18 protein-coding genes are annotated in these 16,687 nt (G+C 72.3%); 11 read left to right on the top strand and 7 right to left on the bottom strand.

The window, feature by feature from the left end; all coding sequences use genetic code 11:
- Window positions 1-47: 47 nt before the first annotated feature.
- Window positions 48-1,247 carry a hypothetical protein gene (locus ACZ7LT_RS19875; protein WP_471237339.1) on the top strand — a complete coding sequence of 400 codons (1,200 nt, stop codon included), beginning with the start codon at window positions 48-50 and terminating at the stop codon, window positions 1,245-1,247.
- Window positions 1,248-1,281: 34 nt separating this feature from the next.
- On the opposite strand, the gene ACZ7LT_RS19870 is transcribed toward ACZ7LT_RS19875, so the two are convergent.
- From ACZ7LT_RS19870 to ACZ7LT_RS19860, 3 genes are all read right to left on the bottom strand, one after another.
- A complete protein-coding gene (locus ACZ7LT_RS19870; protein ID WP_471237338.1) occupies window positions 1,282-1,929 on the bottom strand; it encodes a PH domain-containing protein in 648 nt (215 codons plus the stop codon).
- Window positions 1,930-1,944: 15 nt separating this feature from the next.
- Window positions 1,945-2,568, bottom strand: a complete 624-nt coding sequence (locus tag ACZ7LT_RS19865; protein WP_471237337.1) for a class F sortase — start codon at window positions 2,566-2,568, stop codon at window positions 1,945-1,947.
- Between the two features lie 481 nt (window positions 2,569-3,049).
- Window positions 3,050-4,330 carry a hypothetical protein gene (locus ACZ7LT_RS19860; RefSeq protein ID WP_471237336.1) on the bottom strand — a complete coding sequence of 427 codons (1,281 nt, stop codon included), beginning with the start codon at window positions 4,328-4,330 and terminating at the stop codon, window positions 3,050-3,052.
- Window positions 4,331-4,623: 293 nt separating this feature from the next.
- Here ACZ7LT_RS19860 and deoC point away from each other — a divergent pair, with 293 nt between their 5' ends.
- The 3 genes from deoC to ACZ7LT_RS19845 are packed head-to-tail and all read left to right on the top strand — an operon-like array spanning window position 4,624 to window position 7,903.
- Window positions 4,624-5,583, top strand: coding sequence for a deoxyribose-phosphate aldolase (gene deoC, locus ACZ7LT_RS19855; protein WP_471237335.1), 960 nt, complete (start codon window positions 4,624-4,626; stop codon window positions 5,581-5,583).
- Between the two features lie 6 nt (window positions 5,584-5,589).
- Window positions 5,590-7,020 carry an aldehyde dehydrogenase family protein gene (locus ACZ7LT_RS19850; protein WP_471237334.1) on the top strand — a complete coding sequence of 477 codons (1,431 nt, stop codon included), beginning with the start codon at window positions 5,590-5,592 and terminating at the stop codon, window positions 7,018-7,020.
- A complete protein-coding gene (locus ACZ7LT_RS19845; protein WP_471237333.1) occupies window positions 7,013-7,903 on the top strand; it encodes an aldehyde dehydrogenase family protein in 891 nt (296 codons plus the stop codon). The genes ACZ7LT_RS19850 and ACZ7LT_RS19845 overlap by 8 nt, the downstream gene beginning before the upstream one ends.
- A gap of 117 nt (window positions 7,904-8,020) precedes the next feature.
- Here the strand turns inward: ACZ7LT_RS19845 and ACZ7LT_RS19840 are convergent, their stop codons facing one another.
- Window positions 8,021-8,425, bottom strand: coding sequence for a hypothetical protein (locus ACZ7LT_RS19840; protein ID WP_471237332.1), 405 nt, complete (start codon window positions 8,423-8,425; stop codon window positions 8,021-8,023).
- Window positions 8,426-8,492: 67 nt separating this feature from the next.
- Here ACZ7LT_RS19840 and ACZ7LT_RS19835 point away from each other — a divergent pair, with 67 nt between their 5' ends.
- On the top strand, window positions 8,493-9,188 hold the full coding sequence (locus ACZ7LT_RS19835) for an ATP-binding protein (protein WP_471237331.1): 696 nt from the start codon (window positions 8,493-8,495) through the stop codon (window positions 9,186-9,188).
- A gap of 150 nt (window positions 9,189-9,338) precedes the next feature.
- On the opposite strand, the gene ACZ7LT_RS19830 is transcribed toward ACZ7LT_RS19835, so the two are convergent.
- Complete coding sequence (locus tag ACZ7LT_RS19830) at window positions 9,339-10,061, bottom strand: SigE family RNA polymerase sigma factor (RefSeq protein WP_471237330.1); 723 nt, start codon at window positions 10,059-10,061, stop codon at window positions 9,339-9,341.
- Window positions 10,062-10,233: 172 nt separating this feature from the next.
- Here ACZ7LT_RS19830 and afsQ1 point away from each other — a divergent pair, with 172 nt between their 5' ends.
- From afsQ1 to ACZ7LT_RS19805, 5 genes are all read left to right on the top strand, one after another.
- Window positions 10,234-10,911: a two-component system response regulator AfsQ1 gene (gene afsQ1, locus ACZ7LT_RS19825; RefSeq protein ID WP_189204646.1), complete on the top strand. Its 678-nt coding sequence runs from the start codon at window positions 10,234-10,236 to the stop codon at window positions 10,909-10,911.
- Window positions 10,908-12,461: an ATP-binding protein gene (locus ACZ7LT_RS19820; protein ID WP_471237329.1), complete on the top strand. Its 1,554-nt coding sequence runs from the start codon at window positions 10,908-10,910 to the stop codon at window positions 12,459-12,461. The genes afsQ1 and ACZ7LT_RS19820 overlap by 4 nt, the downstream gene beginning before the upstream one ends.
- On the top strand, window positions 12,458-13,093 hold the full coding sequence (locus ACZ7LT_RS19815; RefSeq protein WP_471237328.1) for a hypothetical protein: 636 nt from the start codon (window positions 12,458-12,460) through the stop codon (window positions 13,091-13,093). The genes ACZ7LT_RS19820 and ACZ7LT_RS19815 overlap by 4 nt, the downstream gene beginning before the upstream one ends.
- A 77-nt stretch (window positions 13,094-13,170) precedes the next feature.
- Window positions 13,171-13,740 carry a VanZ family protein gene (locus tag ACZ7LT_RS19810; RefSeq protein ID WP_471237327.1) on the top strand — a complete coding sequence of 190 codons (570 nt, stop codon included), beginning with the start codon at window positions 13,171-13,173 and terminating at the stop codon, window positions 13,738-13,740.
- A 90-nt stretch (window positions 13,741-13,830) separates the two neighbouring features.
- On the top strand, window positions 13,831-14,031 hold the full coding sequence (locus tag ACZ7LT_RS19805) for a PspC domain-containing protein (RefSeq protein WP_471237326.1): 201 nt from the start codon (window positions 13,831-13,833) through the stop codon (window positions 14,029-14,031).
- A gap of 75 nt (window positions 14,032-14,106) precedes the next feature.
- Here ACZ7LT_RS19805 and ACZ7LT_RS19800 read toward each other — a convergent pair whose 3' ends face one another.
- Both ACZ7LT_RS19800 and ACZ7LT_RS19795 read right to left on the bottom strand, forming a co-directional pair.
- Window positions 14,107-14,487 carry an ATP-binding protein gene (locus ACZ7LT_RS19800; RefSeq protein ID WP_471237325.1) on the bottom strand — a complete coding sequence of 127 codons (381 nt, stop codon included), beginning with the start codon at window positions 14,485-14,487 and terminating at the stop codon, window positions 14,107-14,109.
- 138 nt (window positions 14,488-14,625) lie between these two features.
- Window positions 14,626-15,780, bottom strand: coding sequence for an adenosine deaminase (locus tag ACZ7LT_RS19795; RefSeq protein WP_471237324.1), 1,155 nt, complete (start codon window positions 15,778-15,780; stop codon window positions 14,626-14,628).
- Window positions 15,781-15,895: 115 nt separating this feature from the next.
- Here ACZ7LT_RS19795 and ACZ7LT_RS19790 point away from each other — a divergent pair, with 115 nt between their 5' ends.
- Entirely contained in the window at window positions 15,896-16,672 is a 777-nt protein-coding gene (locus ACZ7LT_RS19790; protein WP_471237323.1) for an alpha/beta hydrolase, read from the top strand.
- Window positions 16,673-16,687 lie beyond the last annotated feature (15 nt).

Genomic DNA, 16,687 nt, shown 5'->3' with positions numbered 1-16,687 from the left:
TCAGGGTGACTCCCGCCCTTCGACGCCGAGTCCCTGGAGCCGCCTCCGTGACGCCGGTCATCACGCTCCGCCCCACCGTCCCGGCCTCCCGCAGGCCCGTGCCCCCGGGCGACGGCGGGGGCGGTGGCACGCCGGTCCGGGCGGTGCGGGGGGCGCTGCGGCACGCCGCGCCCGCGCTGCTGGGGTATCTCGCCGTACGGGCCCTGGGGCTGCTCGTGCTCGCCCGCTGGACGCATCTCAAGGGCCACGGCGTCTGGCCCGCGCTGGCCACCTCGTGGGACTCCCGCTGGTACCTGGAGATCGCCGACCGCGGCTACCAGGCCCACCTCGGCACCCTCCTCGACGACAACAACCTCGCCTTCTTCCCGCTCTACCCCGCCCTGATCAAGGCCGTCGCCGCCGTCACCCCCGGCTCGCGGGCCTCCGTCGGCCTGGTCATCGCGGTCGTCTGCTCGCTGGCCGCCGCCTGGGGGATCTTCGCCGTCGGCGACCGGCTGCACGGCCGCCGTACGGGGACGGTCCTCGCCGTCCTGTGGGGCGCCCAGCCGGTCGCCCTGGTCCAGTGGATGGGCTACACCGAGTCGCTGTTCACCGCCCTCACCGCGTGGGCGCTCTACGCGGCCCTGGACGGCCGCTGGCACGCCGCCGGCGCCCTCGCGGTCGCCGCGGGGCTGACCCGGCCCACCGGGATCGCCGTGGCCGCGGCGGTGACCGTCGCCGGGCTGCTGGCGGCGGCCCGCGGCGGCGGCCGCGCCCCGCTCCTCGCCGCGCTGCTCGCCCCGGTCGGATGGTTCGGCTACATCGGCTGGGTCGCCCTGCGCGTCGGCCGCTGGGACGGCTACTTCGCCGTCCAGAAGCTCTGGCGCAACGAGTGGGACGGCGGCACCCGCACCCTGCGCGAACTCCGCGACCACCTCGTCTACGGCCGCGATCCACAGCTCTTCCTCGCCATGGTCTCGCTGGTGCTGCTGGGATCCCTGTGCCTGTACGTACTGTGCCTGGCGGACCGCCAGCCCGCCGCGCTGCTGGTGTTCGGCGGGGTGCTGCTGCTGGTCGTCGTCGGCAGCGGCGGCGTCTACTTCCCCCGCGCCCGCTTCCTGCTCCCCGGCTTCCCGCTGCTGCTCCCCCTCGCCGTCGCCGTCGCCCGCGCCCGGCCGCACGTGGCGGCGCTGGTCCTGGGCGTGGCGGCGGTGACCTCGGCGTGGCTGGGCGGCTACATGCTGATGGTGTGGCCGGGGCCGCCGTGAGCGCGCTCCCGCGCGACCAGGTCGGGCGGCCCGGTCAGCCCGTGGCGAGGAGGACGACCAGCACCACCACGCCGGCGACCGCCGGGCCGATGACCTCGTACGCCCAGCGGATCTGCGCCTCGCCCTGCGCCTCGGGCCGCGAGGCGCTGCGCTCGGCGAGTTCGCGCAGGTCGGCGACGGCCCGGTCGGCCGGCGCCATCCGGGAGGCCGCGTCGGTGACGTCGACGTGGACGGACGTACGGCCGTGCGGGTCGTCCTGGGCGCGCTGGGTCTGCTTACGGGCGGCCCGCTTGCGCTGGCGCAGGGAGACCGGGATCGACCAGAGCTGGTACTTCTTGCCGTCCCGGGTGAGGACCTCGCTGGAGTATCCGGCGCGGACGTCGGCGACGGCGGCCCAGGGCAGCAGGATGTTCCGGAAGGGGTTGCGGATCCGCAGCCGGTCGTCGTTGGCGTAGACCGCCGGCCGGAGCGTGAACGCGACGATCAGCGGCACGACGATCAGCAGGACCGCGAGTGCGTGCCAGGGCGTACGGCCGTCGCCGCGGAGGAGGGCGTCGCCGCCGATCCAGGCACCGAGGGCGAGCAGCAGCACCCCTCCGGCGATCCCGAAGGGCGACCGGAAGACGCGGTCGGCGTGGGCCGGCTCGGAGGGCTGGGAGCTGGGCTGGGAGCTGCTCGTCATGCTGCCGATTCTGCCTCACGCCCCCGGGGGGACGAGATCGGCGTACAGGATGATGTTGTCGGGCCGGTGCCCGTCGACCAGGTCTCCGCCGCAGGTGATGAGCCGCAGTTCGGGGCGGGTCGTGTCGCCGTAGACCTTCTGGGTCGGGAAGGCCTTCTTGTCGACCTGCTCCAGCTCGCGGACGCGGAAGACGGCGGTGGTGCCGTCGGCGCGGCCGACGGTGATCTCGTCGCCGACCTTGATCCTGGAGACGTTCTTGAGGACGGCGGGGCCCTTCTCCGTGTCGAAGTGGCCGATGAGGACCGCCGGGCCGGTCTCGCCGGGCGTGACGCCCTTGTCGTACCAGCCGATGCGGTCGGCGTCCGCTACCGAGGGCACCTCGACGGTCCCGTCGGCGGCGAGCCCGAGGTCCAGGACAGGCCCGGTGTCGACCCCGGCGGCCGGGACCCGTACCCGTACCGGCTTCGACCTGGCCATCGGCGCGGCCGCGGCGGGCCGGGCCTTGGGCGGCGACGCGGAGGCGGTGGCCGCGATGTGCGCGGGCGGGGAGCTGGGCGCGGGCGCGGTCCCGGAACCGCAGGCGGTGAGGGAGGCCGTGGCGGCGAGGATGAGCGACGCGGCGGCGAGGCGGTACCTCATGGAGGGCTCCTGTACGAGCGGCGGGCCGCCGCAGGGATGCGACGGCCCGCCGGGGGTGGGGTGAGGGTGGTGCTCCTGCTCGGGTCAAGGGGCAGGCGGCGGGGCGCGCCCCGGGCCGGTTGGGGCCGACCGGGACGCGTGCCCCGCCGAGGGGGCCCGCGGCGGGGAGGGGAGTCCGTCACCGCGGCCCGACGGGGTGGGAGCCCGCCGGTTGACGGCGGGAGGGGAGCCCGCCGGTTGACGGCGGGAGGGGATCCCGCCGCCGGGGGTCCGGAAGGGCGCCGCGCCCTGCCGGGTACGGAAGGGTGCGGGAGCCCCGCCGGGGGTTCGGAGGGGCGCCACCGCCCTGCCGTGGTTACGGAAGGTCGGGAAGCCCCACCGGGGTTCGGAGGGCCCACCGTCCCGCCGCGGGTACGGAAGGGACGGGAGCCCCGCCGGGGTTACGGAAGGGGCGCGCGGCCCCTTCCGTACGTCCGATGCGTCAGCCGCGCGTGGCGGTCGCGCGGCGGCGCAGGGCGAGGAAGCCGAGGCCGGCCGCCGCGAGGGAGGCCGCGCCGGCGCCCGTGGCCACGAGGGCCGTGTTGTCGCCGGAGTCGGTGAGCTCGGCGCCCGCCGCGACGGCGCCACGCGGGACGACGGAGGTCTGGACGGCCGTGGTGGTGCCCTGGGCCGCGGTCTGGGTGGTCTTGGTGGAGGTGTTCTTGGCCGGGGCGCCCGCGCCCTCGGCGGACAGGTAGACGGCCGGGGCCTGCTTGGCCGCGGTGGTGACGTAGTTGCCGAACTTCTTGCCGTCGGGGGACAGGATCACCAGCGCGCCGCCGCCGAAGTCGAGGACCTGGTGCCGGCCGTTGCCCTTCAGGAACGGGTTGGCCACGGCGTCCGTCGCCCGCTTGCCGTCGTTGACGCCCCAGCGGCCGCCCGCGTCCTTGGCCAGGCGCACGTCCTTGCCGTTGGACAGGGCGTAGATGCCCGCCTTGCCACCGACGCTGTTGACGGCCCAGACGTGGGTCTTGCCGGCCGGGGTGAGCAGGAAGTACTCGCCGCCGTACACGGCCGCGCCGTGGCCGCCGTTGGCGTCGACGGTGCCGATGGAGGCGCCGTTGACGAAGGCGACCGCGCGGAACCCGGCGGTGCCGTTCTCGTAGACCTTGAGGACCGTGCCGTCGGCCATGTGCTCCGTGCCGACCAGCGCGCCCATGCCGCCGTGCAGCTGACGGGCGATCACCCGCGCGTCGGCCAGCAGGCGGATCTCGACGTTGTTGTAGGTCTTGATCTGACCCACCTTCAGCGAGAAGAGCTTGCGCTGGTCCTTGTGGATGTCGGCGCGCAGCTCGCCGGTGCCGCGGTCCTTGAAGACCTTGGCGCGCATGCCCTCCAGGAGGTCCTGCTCCTTGAAGAGCTCGTAGCCGCCCGGCTGCGGCTTCGCCGTGACGTCGCCGTCGCTGTTGATCGTGACCCACAGGCCCTTGTGCGCCTTGCCCTCGCCACCGCGCAGGGTGAAGATCACCGCGCCGCCCTCGATGATCTCGGCGAGGTAGTCCGGACCGTCGACCAGGTACACCTTGGCGGACAGGCCGTGGCCCAGGTTCACCTGCTTGACGAAGTTCCGCCCGTCGGCGGGCTTGGTCTCACCGGGCTTGGTCTCACCGGCCGTCTGCGCCGGCTTCTCGGCGGCGAACGCGGTGGCGGTCGTGGCCATCGGAGTCAGGGCGACGCCTGCGACGACGGCGGTGGCGATGGCGGTACGGAGGGCGAAACGCATGACGACTCCATGAAGCTCAGAAGTGGAAGGTGGTGGAGAGCCGCATGCCGCTTTCTCGTTCGGGTGGGGCCGGTGAGTTCGGCGGGCTGCACGAACAAAGTTATGGATCTTGTGTGTGGGCGGTGTCCGTGAGATGTCACAGGCGTGTGACAGGGCTCACGGAGGCCGTTACTCCGCTTCTGACCTGCCCGATCTCCCCTCCCGGACCGGCCGCCCACCTGCGGACCCGGGTGCACAGACGAGCACGGGGCTGTACAGGTCGCTACGCGCGTAGATATGCTCGACTGGTGACCATGCCCACCACTGCAACCGCAGCACATGCATTCGCCGACGTGACCGCGTCCGACAGTGCGCTGCGCCGCTTCCTCCACGGGCTGCCCGGCGTCGACGCCGTCGGCCTGGAAGCGCGCGCCGCGTCTCTCGGCACCCGCTCGATCAAGACGACGGCCAAGGCCTACGCCATCGATCTGGCCATCTCAATGATCGACCTGACGACGCTCGAAGGCGCGGACACCCCGGGCAAGGTCCGGGCGCTCGCCGCCAAGGCCGTCCACCCCGATCCGACCGACCGTACGACCCCGACGACCGCCGCCGTCTGCGTCTACCCGGACATGGTGGCCACCGCCAAGGCCGCCCTGAACGGCTCGGACGTCAAGGTCGCCTCCGTCGCCACGGCCTTCCCGGCCGGCCGCGCCGCGCTGCCCGTGAAGCTCGCGGACACCCGGGACGCCATCGCCGCCGGCGCCGACGAGATCGACATGGTCATCGACCGTGGCGCCTTCCTCGCCGGCCGCTACCTGGAGGTCTTCGAGCAGATCGCCGCCGTCAAGGCCGAGTGCGGGGACAAGGCCCGCCTCAAGGTGATCTTCGAGACCGGTGAGCTGTCGACGTACGACAACATCCGCCGCGCCTCCTGGCTCGGCATGATGGCCGGCGCCGACTTCATCAAGACCTCGACCGGCAAGGTCGCGGTCAACGCCACCCCCGCCAACACGCTCCTGATGCTGGAGGCCGTGCGCGACTTCCGCGCCCAGACCGGCGTCCAGATCGGTGTGAAGCCGGCGGGCGGCATCCGCAACACCAAGGAAGCGATCAAGTTCCTGGTGCTGGTCAACGAGACCGTGGGCCCGGACTGGCTGGACAACCACTGGTTCCGCTTCGGCGCCTCCAGCCTGCTCAACGACCTGCTGATGCAGCGTCAGAAGCTGGCGACCGGCCGTTACTCCGGCCCCGACTACGTGACGGTGGACTGATCGATCATGACTTTTGAGTACGCACCCGCGCCCGAGTCGCGCTCGGTCGTCGACATCGCGCCGAGCTACGGCCTCTTCATCGACGGCGAGTTCACCGAGGCCGCCGACGGCAAGGTCTTCAAGACCGTCTCGCCGTCCACCGAGGAGGTCCTCGCCGAGGTCGCCCAGGCGGGCGCCGAGGACGTCGACCGCGCGGTGAAGGCGGCCCGTAAGGCGTTCGAGAAGTGGTCGGCGCTGCCCGGCTCGGAGCGCGCCAAGTACCTCTTCCGGATCGCCCGGATCATCCAGGAGCGCAGCCGTGAGCTGGCCGTCCTGGAGACCCTGGACAACGGCAAGCCGATCAAGGAGACCCGCGACGCGGACCTTCCGCTGGTCGCGGCGCACTTCTTCTACTACGCGGGCTGGGCCGACAAGCTCGACCACGCGGGCTACGGCGCGAACCCGCGTCCGCTGGGCGTGGCCGGTCAGGTCATCCCGTGGAACTTCCCCCTGCTGATGCTGGCGTGGAAGATCGCCCCGGCGCTCGCCACCGGTAACACGGTCGTGCTGAAGCCGGCCGAGACGACCCCGCTCTCCGCGCTGTTCTTCGCGGACATCTGCCGTCAGGCGGGTCTGCCGAAGGGCGTCGTCAACATCCTCCCCGGGTACGGGGAGACGGGCGCGGCGCTGGTCGAGCACCCGGACGTGAACAAGGTCGCCTTCACCGGCTCCACGGCCGTGGGCAAGGCGATCGCGCGCCAGGTGGCGGGCACGTCGAAGAAGGTCACCCTGGAGCTGGGCGGCAAGGGCGCGAACATCGTCTTCGACGACGCGCCGATCGACCAGGCGGTCGAGGGGATCGTCACCGGCATCTTCTTCAACCAGGGCCAGGTCTGCTGTGCGGGCTCGCGCCTGCTGGTGCAGGAGTCGGTCCAGGAGGAGCTGCTCGACTCGCTGAAGCGGCGCCTGTCGACGCTGCGGCTCGGCGACCCGCTGGACAAGAACACCGACATCGGCGCGATCAACTCGGCCGAGCAACTGGCCCGTATCACCGCGCTCACCGAGCAGGGCGAGGCGGAGGGCGCCGAGCGCTGGTCCCCGGCGTGCGAGCTGCCGACGTCCGGCTACTGGTTCGCCCCGACGCTCTTCACCAACGTCACCCAGGCGCACACGATCGCCCGTGACGAGATCTTCGGCCCGGTGCTGTCCGTGCTGTCGTTCCGTACGCCGGACGAGGCCGTCGCCAAGGCCAACAACAGCCAGTACGGCCTGTCGGCGGGCATCTGGACGGAGAAGGGCTCCCGCATCCTCGCGGTGGCGAACAAGCTCCGTGCCGGTGTGGTGTGGGCCAACACGTTCAACAAGTTCGACCCGACCTCGCCTTTCGGCGGCTACAAGGAGTCGGGCTTCGGCCGCGAGGGCGGCCGTCACGGTCTGGAGGCCTACCTCGATGTCTGATGTGACTCGCCTCGGCGTCTTCAAGACCTACAAGCTGTACGTGGGCGGGAAGTTCCCGCGATCCGAGAGCGGCCGGGTGTACGAGGTGACCGACTCCAAGGGCAAGTGGCTGGCCAACGCCCCCTTGTCGTCCCGCAAGGACGCGCGTGACGCGGTCGTCGCGGCCCGCAAGGCCTTCGGCGGCTGGTCGGGCGCGACCGCGTACAACCGCGGCCAGATCCTCTACCGCATCGCCGAGATGCTGGAGGGCCGCCGCGAGCAGTTCGTGCGCGAGGTGGCGGACGCCGAGGGCCTGTCCAAGTCCAAGGCGGCGGCCGTCGTGGACGCGGCCATCGACCGCTGGGTCTGGTACGCGGGCTGGACCGACAAGATCGGCCAGATCGTGGGCGGCGCCAACCCGGTCGCGGGGCCGTTCTTCAACCTGTCGACCCCCGAGCCGACCGGTGTGGTGACGGTCCTGGCCCCGCAGGAGTCGTCGTTCCTGGGCCTGGTCTCGGTGATCGCCCCGGTGATCGCGACCGGCAACACGGTCGTCGTCGTCGCGAGCGAGAAGTCCCCGCTGCCCGCGCTGTCCCTGGGCGAGGTGCTGGCCACCTCCGACCTGCCGGGCGGTGTGGTCAACGTGCTGTCGGGCCGTACGGCGGAGATCGCCCCCTCGCTGGCGGCGCATCAGGACGTCAACGCGATCGACCTGACGGGGGCGGACGAGGCCCTCGCCAAGGAGCTGGAGATCGCGGCGGCGGACAATCTCAAGCGCGTGCTTCGTCCACAGCCTGTGGACTTCACCGAGGCCCCGGGCACACACCGCCTGACGGCCTTCCTGGAGACGAAGACGGTCTGGCACCCGACGGGCTCGCTGGGCGCGTCCGGCTCGGCGTACTGACCGGGCGTGAAGGCGCGAGAAGGCCCCGCGGGCGCTGCCCGCGGGGCCTTCTCGCGTCCGAGCGACGGACGGGCCGGGGACTGCGGCTGAACTGCCCCGGCCCGAGCGCGAGAGGGTCTACCCCAGCAGACCCGTCACCCCGCCCACCACGGGCAGGTCCTTGACCGCCGCACCCTCGGAGACAGGGCCGGTCGCCAGCGCCGTGCCGAGCGGCTGGAAGTCGGCGATCTGGGTGCTCAGCGTGTTGTCCAGCGGGTCCACCCCGGTCCTCGTCAGCGGGTCGAGCTGGAGGTCGGTGAGCGGACGGGTCACGTGCTGGACCGTTCCGGTCAGGGCCTGGCCGGCCGCGGTCGGGTCCACGCTGGTCAGCGGGGCGCCCGCCCCCTCCGCCGGTCCGGCGGCCTGCGGCTCGGCCTGGGCCCCCGCCGCGCCCAGGCCGAGGACCACACCGGCCGCCGTCACCATGAGGCCGGCCCGCAGCAGAGCGCGGGACGGGGGGTCGAAATACGCGTGACGAGCCATCAGGATCCTGTCGTCGAAATGCCGAGCGCTCGGTAATCGTGCGCACACCGAGAGTAGTTGAGGTGTGATGCTCGATACCAACCTTCCTCCGGAGGGGTCCCCTGCACGGGTCAATGGTTCACACTGGTGTCCCGTGAGTTCCCAAATCGCCCCGACCCGCGTCGTGCTGCTCGCGGGCCCCTCCGGCTCCGGAAAATCGTCGCTCGCCGCCCGCAGCGGCCTGCCGGTGCTTCGCCTCGACGACTTCTACAAGGAGGGCGCCGACCCGACGCTCCCTCAGGTGGAGGGCAGCGGCGACATCGACTGGGACTCCCCCGCGTCCTGGGACGCGGACGCGGCCGTCGCCGCCATAGCCGAACTGTGCCGCACGGGACGGACGAACATCCCGGTGTACGACATCGCCACCAGCTCGCGCGTCGGGCAGGAGGTGCTCGACATCGCGCGCACGCCGCTCTTCGTGGCCGAGGGCATCTTCGCCGCCGAGATCGTCGGGCGCTGCCAGGAGCTGGGGCTCCTCGCCGACGCGCTCTGCCTGCGCGGCCGCCCCTCCACGACCTTCCGCCGCCGGCTGCTGCGGGATCTGCGCGAGGGCCGCAAGTCGGTCCCGTTCCTGCTGCGCCGCGGCTGGCGCCTGATGCGCGCCGAGCGGGCCATCGTGGCCCGGCAGACCGCCCTCGGCGCCCACGCCTGCGCCAAGGAGGAGGCCCTGGGCCGCCTCGCCGCGGCCGCCGCCGGCCGCCACCGTACGCCCGTGGCCCGCTGAGCCCGGCCGCCGCACCGCGCACGACGCACGAAAGCGGGGCTGAACAGGTCCCCCCGGCCCGTCCAGCCCCGCTGTCGTTCTTCCCCCGTGTTTCCCCCGTGGGGATCCCCCGTGGGCCCGGCTCCCCCGTGAGCCCGGTCCCCCGTCGCCTCAGGCCACCAGCTCGCCGAAGGACTCTTCCTCGTCACGGCCGAAGCTGAGCACCTCGTCCTCGCGCAGCCGCCGCAGCGACCGCCAGATGCTCGACTTCACCGTGCCGACACTGATGTCCAGGATCTCCGCGATCTCCGGATCCGTACGACCCTCGTAGTAGCGCAGGACCAGCATCGTCCGCTGCAGTTCGGGAAGGCGGGCCAGCGCCTGCCAGAGCACCGCGCGCAGCTCCGTGCCACGCATCGCGTCGGTGTCGCCCGCCGTCTCCGGCAGCTCCTCCGTCGGGTACTCGTTGAGCTTGCGCCGCCGCCACGCGCTGATGTGCAGGTTCGTCATCGTGCGGCGGAGGTAGCCCCCCACCGCGGCCTTGTCGCTGATCCGGTCCCAGGCGCGGTACGTGGAAAACAGCGCGCTCTGGAGCAGGTCCTCGGCCTCGAAACGGTCACCGGTCAGGTGGTAGGCGGTGGCATACAGGGAGGCGCGCCGTTCCTGGACGTAGGCGGTGAACTCCGCCTCCGACCGGCTCGAACGCTCCCCCTGGACCTCCCCGTACGCCGCTCCCCCGTCAGTCACCGCGACCATGTAGGGCGCCTTGTACTGACGCCCGGCGCTGCGAACGCACCCCCGCCCGTTCACCGCGCCGGACTCCTTGGTGCTCCGGTTGACGTCGTGGAGACGCGTGACAACTGCGCTTGAGGTGGTGCTGTGCAGTGCGTTCATCTCGCGCCCCCCGTCGGTTGGAGTCTGCTTCGGTCCCTGTGCCAAAAAGCTTGCCCCGGGCAGTTCATAGCGGTGTCCGTCGACTGTCACAGACCTGTCACAGGGGGAGGTGTCGTGAGCACGTCGCTCCCTCAGTCGAAAACCGGCTCCCCCATGGGCCAGAATGGCGCTCGTGCCTTTCCTGTTGCTGATCGAGGACGACGACGCCATCCGCACGGCCCTCGAACTCTCCCTGTCCCGCCAGGGCCACCGTGTGGCCACCGCGGCGACGGGCGAGGACGGCCTGAAACTGCTGCGCGAGCAGCGGCCGGACCTGATCGTGCTGGACGTGATGCTGCCCGGCATCGACGGCTTCGAGGTGTGCCGTCGTATCCGGCGCACCGACCAGCTGCCGATCATCCTGCTCACCGCCCGCAACGACGACATCGACGTCGTGGTGGGCCTGGAGTCCGGGGCGGACGACTATGTCGTCAAGCCGGTGCAGGGGCGCGTCCTCGACGCGCGGATCAGGGCGGTGCTGCGGCGCGGCGAGCGGGAGTCCACGGACTCCGCGACGTTCGGGTCGCTGGTCATCGACCGGTCGGCGATGACGGTCACGAAGAACGGCGAGGACCTCCAGCTCACGCCGACCGAGCTGCGGCTGCTGCTCGAACTGAGCCGCCGGCCCGGCCAGGCCCTGTCGCGGCAGCAGTTGCTGCGGCTGGTGTGGGAGCACGACTACCTCGGCGACTCGCGTCTGGTGGACGCGTGTGTGCAGCGGCTGCGGGCGAAGGTGGAGGACGTGCCGTCCTCGCCGACCCTGATCCGTACGGTCCGTGGCGTGGGATACCGGCTGGACGTGCCTGCGTGAGCGCTGGTCCCGCCAAGAAAGGCATACTCGCGGGCCTCCGTTTCACCAGCCTGCGCCTGCGGCTGGTCGTGGTCTTCGCCCTGGTCGCGCTGACCGCCGCGGTCTCCGCGTCGGCGATCGCGTACTGGCTCAACCGGGAGGCCGTGCTCACCCGCACGCAGAACTCGGCGCTCAACGACTTCCGGCAGGAGATGCAGAACCGCGCGGCCACGCTGCCGGCCCGGCCCTCCGAGGACGACCTGCGGCGCACCGCCGAGCAGATGGCGGGCGACAGCGCGGGCTACAGCGTGCTGCTGCTCGGGGAGCGGGACGCCGGGAAGCCGATCATCGCGGCCTCGAACCCGGACGTCTTCACACTGGCGGACGTGCCCAAGGCGCTCCAGGACGCGGTGGAGACCAAGCGGGAGGTGACCGCGGCCAACGCGTACGAGTACCACCTCTTCTGGCTGCGCACCGAGCGCGGCAGGACGCCCTACCTGGTGGGCGGGACGCGGATCATCAACGGCGGCCCGACCGGCTACATGTTCAAGTCGCTGGAGCCGGAGCAGAAGGACCTCAACTCGCTCGCCTGGTCCCTGGGGATCGCCACCGGTCTCGCGCTGCTCGGTTCGGCGCTGCTGGCGCAGGCCGCGGCGACGACCGTGCTGCGGCCGGTGCACCGGCTGGGCGAGGCGGCCCGGCGGCTCGGCGAGGGCGAGCTCGAGACCCGGCTGCGGGTCTCCGGCACGGACGAACTGGCCGAGCTGTCCCGTACGTTCAACAGCGCCGCCGAGTCGCTGCAGAAGAAGGTCGCGGACATGAGCGCGCGGGAGGAGTCCAGCCGCCGGTTCGTCGCCGACATGTCGCACGAGCTGCGCACCCCGCTGACCGCGCTGACCGCTGTGACCGAGGTGCTGGAGGACGAGCAGGACAGCCTCGACCCGATGATCGCGCCCGCCGTGTCGCTGGTCGTCAGCGAGGTCCGGCGGCTCGGGGACCTGGTGGAGAACCTGATGGAGGTCACCCGCTTCGACGCGGGCACGGCCCGGCTCGTCCTGGACGACGTGGACGTCGCCGACCAGGTCACCGCCTGCATCGACGCGCGTGCCTGGCTGGACGCGGTGGACCTGGACGCCGAGCGTGGGATCGTGGCCCGGCTCGACCCGCGCCGCCTGGACGTGATCCTCGCCAATCTGATCGGCAACGCACTCAAGCACGGCGGGTCGCCGGTGCGCGTGTCCGTCCGTACGGAGTCCGTCGAGGGCGGCGAGGACGAGCTCGTCATCGAGGTACGGGACCACGGGCCCGGCATCCCCGAGGACGTACTGCCGCATGTCTTCGACCGGTTCTACAAGGCGAGCGCGTCCCGGCCGCGCTCGGAGGGGTCCGGGCTCGGCCTGTCCATCGCGATGGAGAACGCGCTGATCCACGGCGGTTCGATCACGGCGGCCAACTCGCCGGACGGGGACGGCGCGGTGTTCGTCCTGCGGCTGCCGCAGGACGCGTCCGGGATCGAGCGGGGCCTGCAGACCCGCAGCAGCCAGGGGGAAGAGGAAGGGGAGGCGCGGTGATCGCCCGTCGGGTCCGGCGTGGGGCCCTCGTACTGGCGGGGGCGGCCGTGTGCGCCGCCGTCGCCACCGGGTGCGGCATCAGGACGACGTCCGTACCGGTCGACGCGGGGGCGGCCCCGTCGCGGGTGCCGTGCAGCCTCTCCGGCAAGGAGATCGTCGCCCAGTCCCGCTCGGGGGTGCCGGTGCGGATCTATCTCGTGTGCGGCTCCCAGCTGGAGGCGGTGGAGCGGACGACGCCGGTGGGCGAGGAGCAGGCCGACAAGACCGCCCGGGGGCGGCTCGGGCTCGCCCAGGCGCTGATCGACGAGCTCCGCGCGGAGCCGTCGGACACCGAGCGCGAAGCCGGTTTCACCTCGTCGGTGAAGGGGTCGCTGACCGTCTCCCCGGGCCGCAAGGGCGATCCGGCGGGCACGCTGCGGCTGAGCCGCCAGCCCGAGGACCTGCCGCCCGCCGCGCTCTCCCAGATCGTCTGCACCCTCGCCGAGAGCACCGCGGTCACCGTGCGCAGAGCGGTCGTCCTCGGCGGTCCGGGCGACTACGCCCCGAACGGCTACGCCTGCACGCCCGCCCTGAAGGAGAGCCCGGAATCGGCGGCCCCGATGGTGAGCATGTCGCCGTCCGCGGCCCCTTAGGGGTGCGGCGGGCGGTGCGTGGGGCGTCACCCGCCTCTTACGGAACCGATCCCGCCGGTCGGCGCGTCTTGGGGGTCGTGCAGCGTCAAGGTTCGGGCGGCAGCGCCGTCATTCACTACCGCGTGGCGGGGTCCGTCCTCCTCCTCGCGCATCTGCTGCTCGTCGCCTGGCTGACGCTGCGCCCACTCGACGTCGCCTGGGTGGCGGGATCCAATCTGGAGCCGCTGGCCGGTATCAAGGCCGATCTCGCGCTGGGGCCGGTGGTGGCCGCCCGGCGGATCGGCGAGGGGCTGCTGCTGCTCGCGCCGCTCGGGGTGCTGCTGCCGCTCGCCGGCGGACGGCTGGACGTGTCGCCGTGGAGCTCGCTGACCCGGACCGTCGCGGCCGGGGCGCTGGTGTCCCTCGGTATCGAGCTCCTGCAGACCGGGGTGCCCGGGCGGGTCGTCGACGTGGACTCGCTGCTCCTGAACACGGCCGGGGTGGCGCTGGCGCACCTCGCCGTCGTACCCGCGTGGCGGAACCGGATGCGCCGCAGGGCCGTGCGCTCCTCCGCGGGGACCAGGCGGCGGCGTGGGACCGCCCTGCTGCGGGAGGAGTCCTCTCAGGGGTCGACCCCGACGATTCCCAGGGTCGGAATCGCACCGTAGAGCGACGCTTTGTCCGGGGCGCCGGAGCGAGTATGGAGTCATCGGGAGCCCGACGGAGCGGCTCCCGGACACTCGTAGAAGGAGCCCACCATGGCCGCACTTGTCCGCCCTCGCGAGGGACGAATGATCGGCGGAGTGTGCGCAGCGCTGGCCCGGCGTTTCGGCACCTCCGCGACGACGATGCGGGTGATCTTCCTGGTGTCCTGTCTGCTGCCCGGCCCGCAGTTCGTGCTCTACCTGGCGCTGTGGCTGCTGCTGCCCGCGGAGAAGAGCGCCTCGGCCGCCTGGTGACGCCCGGTGGCCGCGGGCAGCCGGAGGGGCACACGTCCGGTGTGACGTGTGCCCCGGTGGCCGGCTTGTGGCCGGTCAGCCGCCGAGCGGGAGACCGCCGAGCGGGAGACCGTTGAGACCGTTGGAGACCAGGCCGTTGATCGGCAGGCCGCCGATCAGCTGCTTGACCGGGCTGTTGGCGAGGGTCTGCGGCGCCGACTCGGCGAGCTGGCCGACCGCCCCCGGGAGAGCCTGGGCGCCGCTGTCGAGGGCGCCCTTGCCGGCGAGCAGGGAGTCGGGAGCGCCCGCGGGCAGCTTCTCGAGAATCTCGCCCCCGACGGGCAGGTTCTGGGTCACACCGCCCAGCGTGGAGGTGACGTCGGGCAGGGACGCGGCGTTGGCCGTGCCGGCGGCGGTGGCGGCGAAGGCGGCACCGAGGGCGGCGACACCGAGCGTCTTGGCGGCAGACTGCTTCATCGAGATTCGTCCTTGGGGGAATTCGGGGAATGATGAGCGGCTCAGCAAGCTAGTCAGCCCGTGGCCGCCCCGCAAACACCCTGAGGCGGCCGGGAGTCGTGTCTTCCGGCCGCCTCATTTGTTTTCTCCTCCGCCAGATCAGCCCAGGTCGGTGGTGGAAGCGCTGGTCGCAGCGGTCTGCCGGAACAGCCATTCGGATTTCAGCTCGGCGTAACCCGGCTTGATCACGTCATTGATCATGGCGAGGCGTTCGTCGAAAGGAATGAACGCTGATTTCATCGCATTGACTGTGAACCACTGCATGTCGTCGAGTGTGTAGCCGAACGTCTCGGTCAGCAGCTCGAACTCGCGGCTCATGCTGGTGCCGCTCATCAGCCGGTTGTCGGTGTTGACGGTGGCCCGGAAGTGCAGCCGGCGCAGCAGGCCGATGGGGTGCTCGGCGTAGGAGTCGGCGGCGCCGGTCTGCAGGTTGGAGGTGGGGCACATCTCCAGCGGGATGCGCTTGTCGCGTACGTACGCGGCGAGCCGGCCGAGAGTGATCGTGCCGTCGTCGGCGACCTCGATGTCGTCGATGATGCGGACGCCGTGGCCGAGGCGGTCGGCGCCGCACCACTGGAGCGCCTGCCAGATGGAGGGCAGGCCGAAGGCCTCGCCGGCGTGGATCGTGAAGTGGTTGTTCTCGCGCTTGAGGTACTCGAAGGCGTCGAGGTGGCGGGTGGGCGGGAAGCCCGCCTCGGCGCCGGCGATGTCGAAGCCGACGACGCCGAAGTCGCGGTAGCGGTTGGCGAGTTCGGCGATCTCCAGGGCGCGGGCGGCGTGCCGCATGGCGGTGAGGAGGGCGCCGACGCGGATGCGGTGGCCGCTCTCCCTGGCGCGGCGTTCGCCCTCGCGGAAGCCTTCGTTGACGGCTTCGACGACCTCTTCGAGGGTGAGACCCCGCTCCAGATGCTGTTCGGGGGCGTAGCGCACCTCGGCGTAGACGACACCGTCCTCGGCGAGGTCCTCGGCGCATTCGGCGGCGACGCGGACGAGGGCCTCGCGGGTCTGCATGACGGCGCAGGTGTGCGCGAAGGTCTCCAGGTAGCGCTCGAGCGATCCGGAGTCGGCGGCCTCGCGGAACCAGACGCCGAGCTTGTCGGGCTCGGTCTCGGGCAGGCCGTCGTAGCCCGTCTGCCGGGCGATCTCGATGATGGTGCCGGGGCGCAGTCCGCCGTCGAGGTGGTCGTGGAGCAGCACCTTCGGGGCGCGGCGGATCTGGTCCGCGGTGGGGATGTTGAGGGTCTGGCTCGTCATTTCGGCACTCTAGCCCCTACGCGCGTAGAGCGCCCCCTGTGGCGCAACTTGTCGATACGCAACAGTGACCAGGCGGACGGGTGGCGTACACCTGCGCTTCTGAGACTGTTCTGCCATGGCGCACTACGCACTCGTGGGGACGGCCGGGACGCGAACGCCCCGGCTGGGAAGGGCCGTACGGGCGGGCTCCCAGGCCGACGCGGTCGGCGGGGTGGTGCTGGTGCTCCCGGACGGCGAGACGGCCTCGGCGCGGCGGGCCTCGCCGCTGGCCCACGCGGCGGCGCTGCCGCTGGCCCGTTCGCTGGCGCGGGCGGGGGCCGCGGAGGGGCTGGTGGCGCATGTGGTGCGCTACCGGGGACGCGGCTGGAACGGCGCGGACGCCCAGCTCGCGGCGGACGCGTCCTGGGCGGCGTCGGAGGTGGTACGGCGCTACGGCGACGTGCCGCTCTGTCTGGCGGGGCACGGGATGGGGGCGCGGGCGGCGCTGCGGGCGGCCGGGCACACCGCAGTCAACTCGGTGCTCGCGATGGCGCCTTGGCTGCCGGAGGACGACGTGGCGGCGGAGCCCGAACCGGTGCGGCAGCTGGTGGGGCGGCGCGTGCTGGTCGTGCACGGCACGAACGACGCGCGGACCGACCCCGAGCTGTCGTTCCGCCTCGCCGAGCGGGCGAAGAAGGCCAATCGCGACACGTGCCGCTTCGAGGTCCACTCGGACGGCCACGCCTTGCGCCAGCACCACACGGAGGTCCTCGCCCTGGCCGCCGACTTCGTCCTGGGCGCCCTCTTCGGCCGGCCCTTCGCCCGCCCGGTGGCGGACGCCTTCGCGGCGCCGCCCCCGCTGGGTCTGCGCATGCCGCTGGCGGCGGGCTTCGGGCGGGCGCTGCGGCCGTAGGGTCCGCTCGGCCGG

This window comes from Streptomyces sp. NPDC039465 (assembly GCF_055639315.1).
This window is presented reverse-complemented; position numbering and strand designations above follow the sequence as displayed.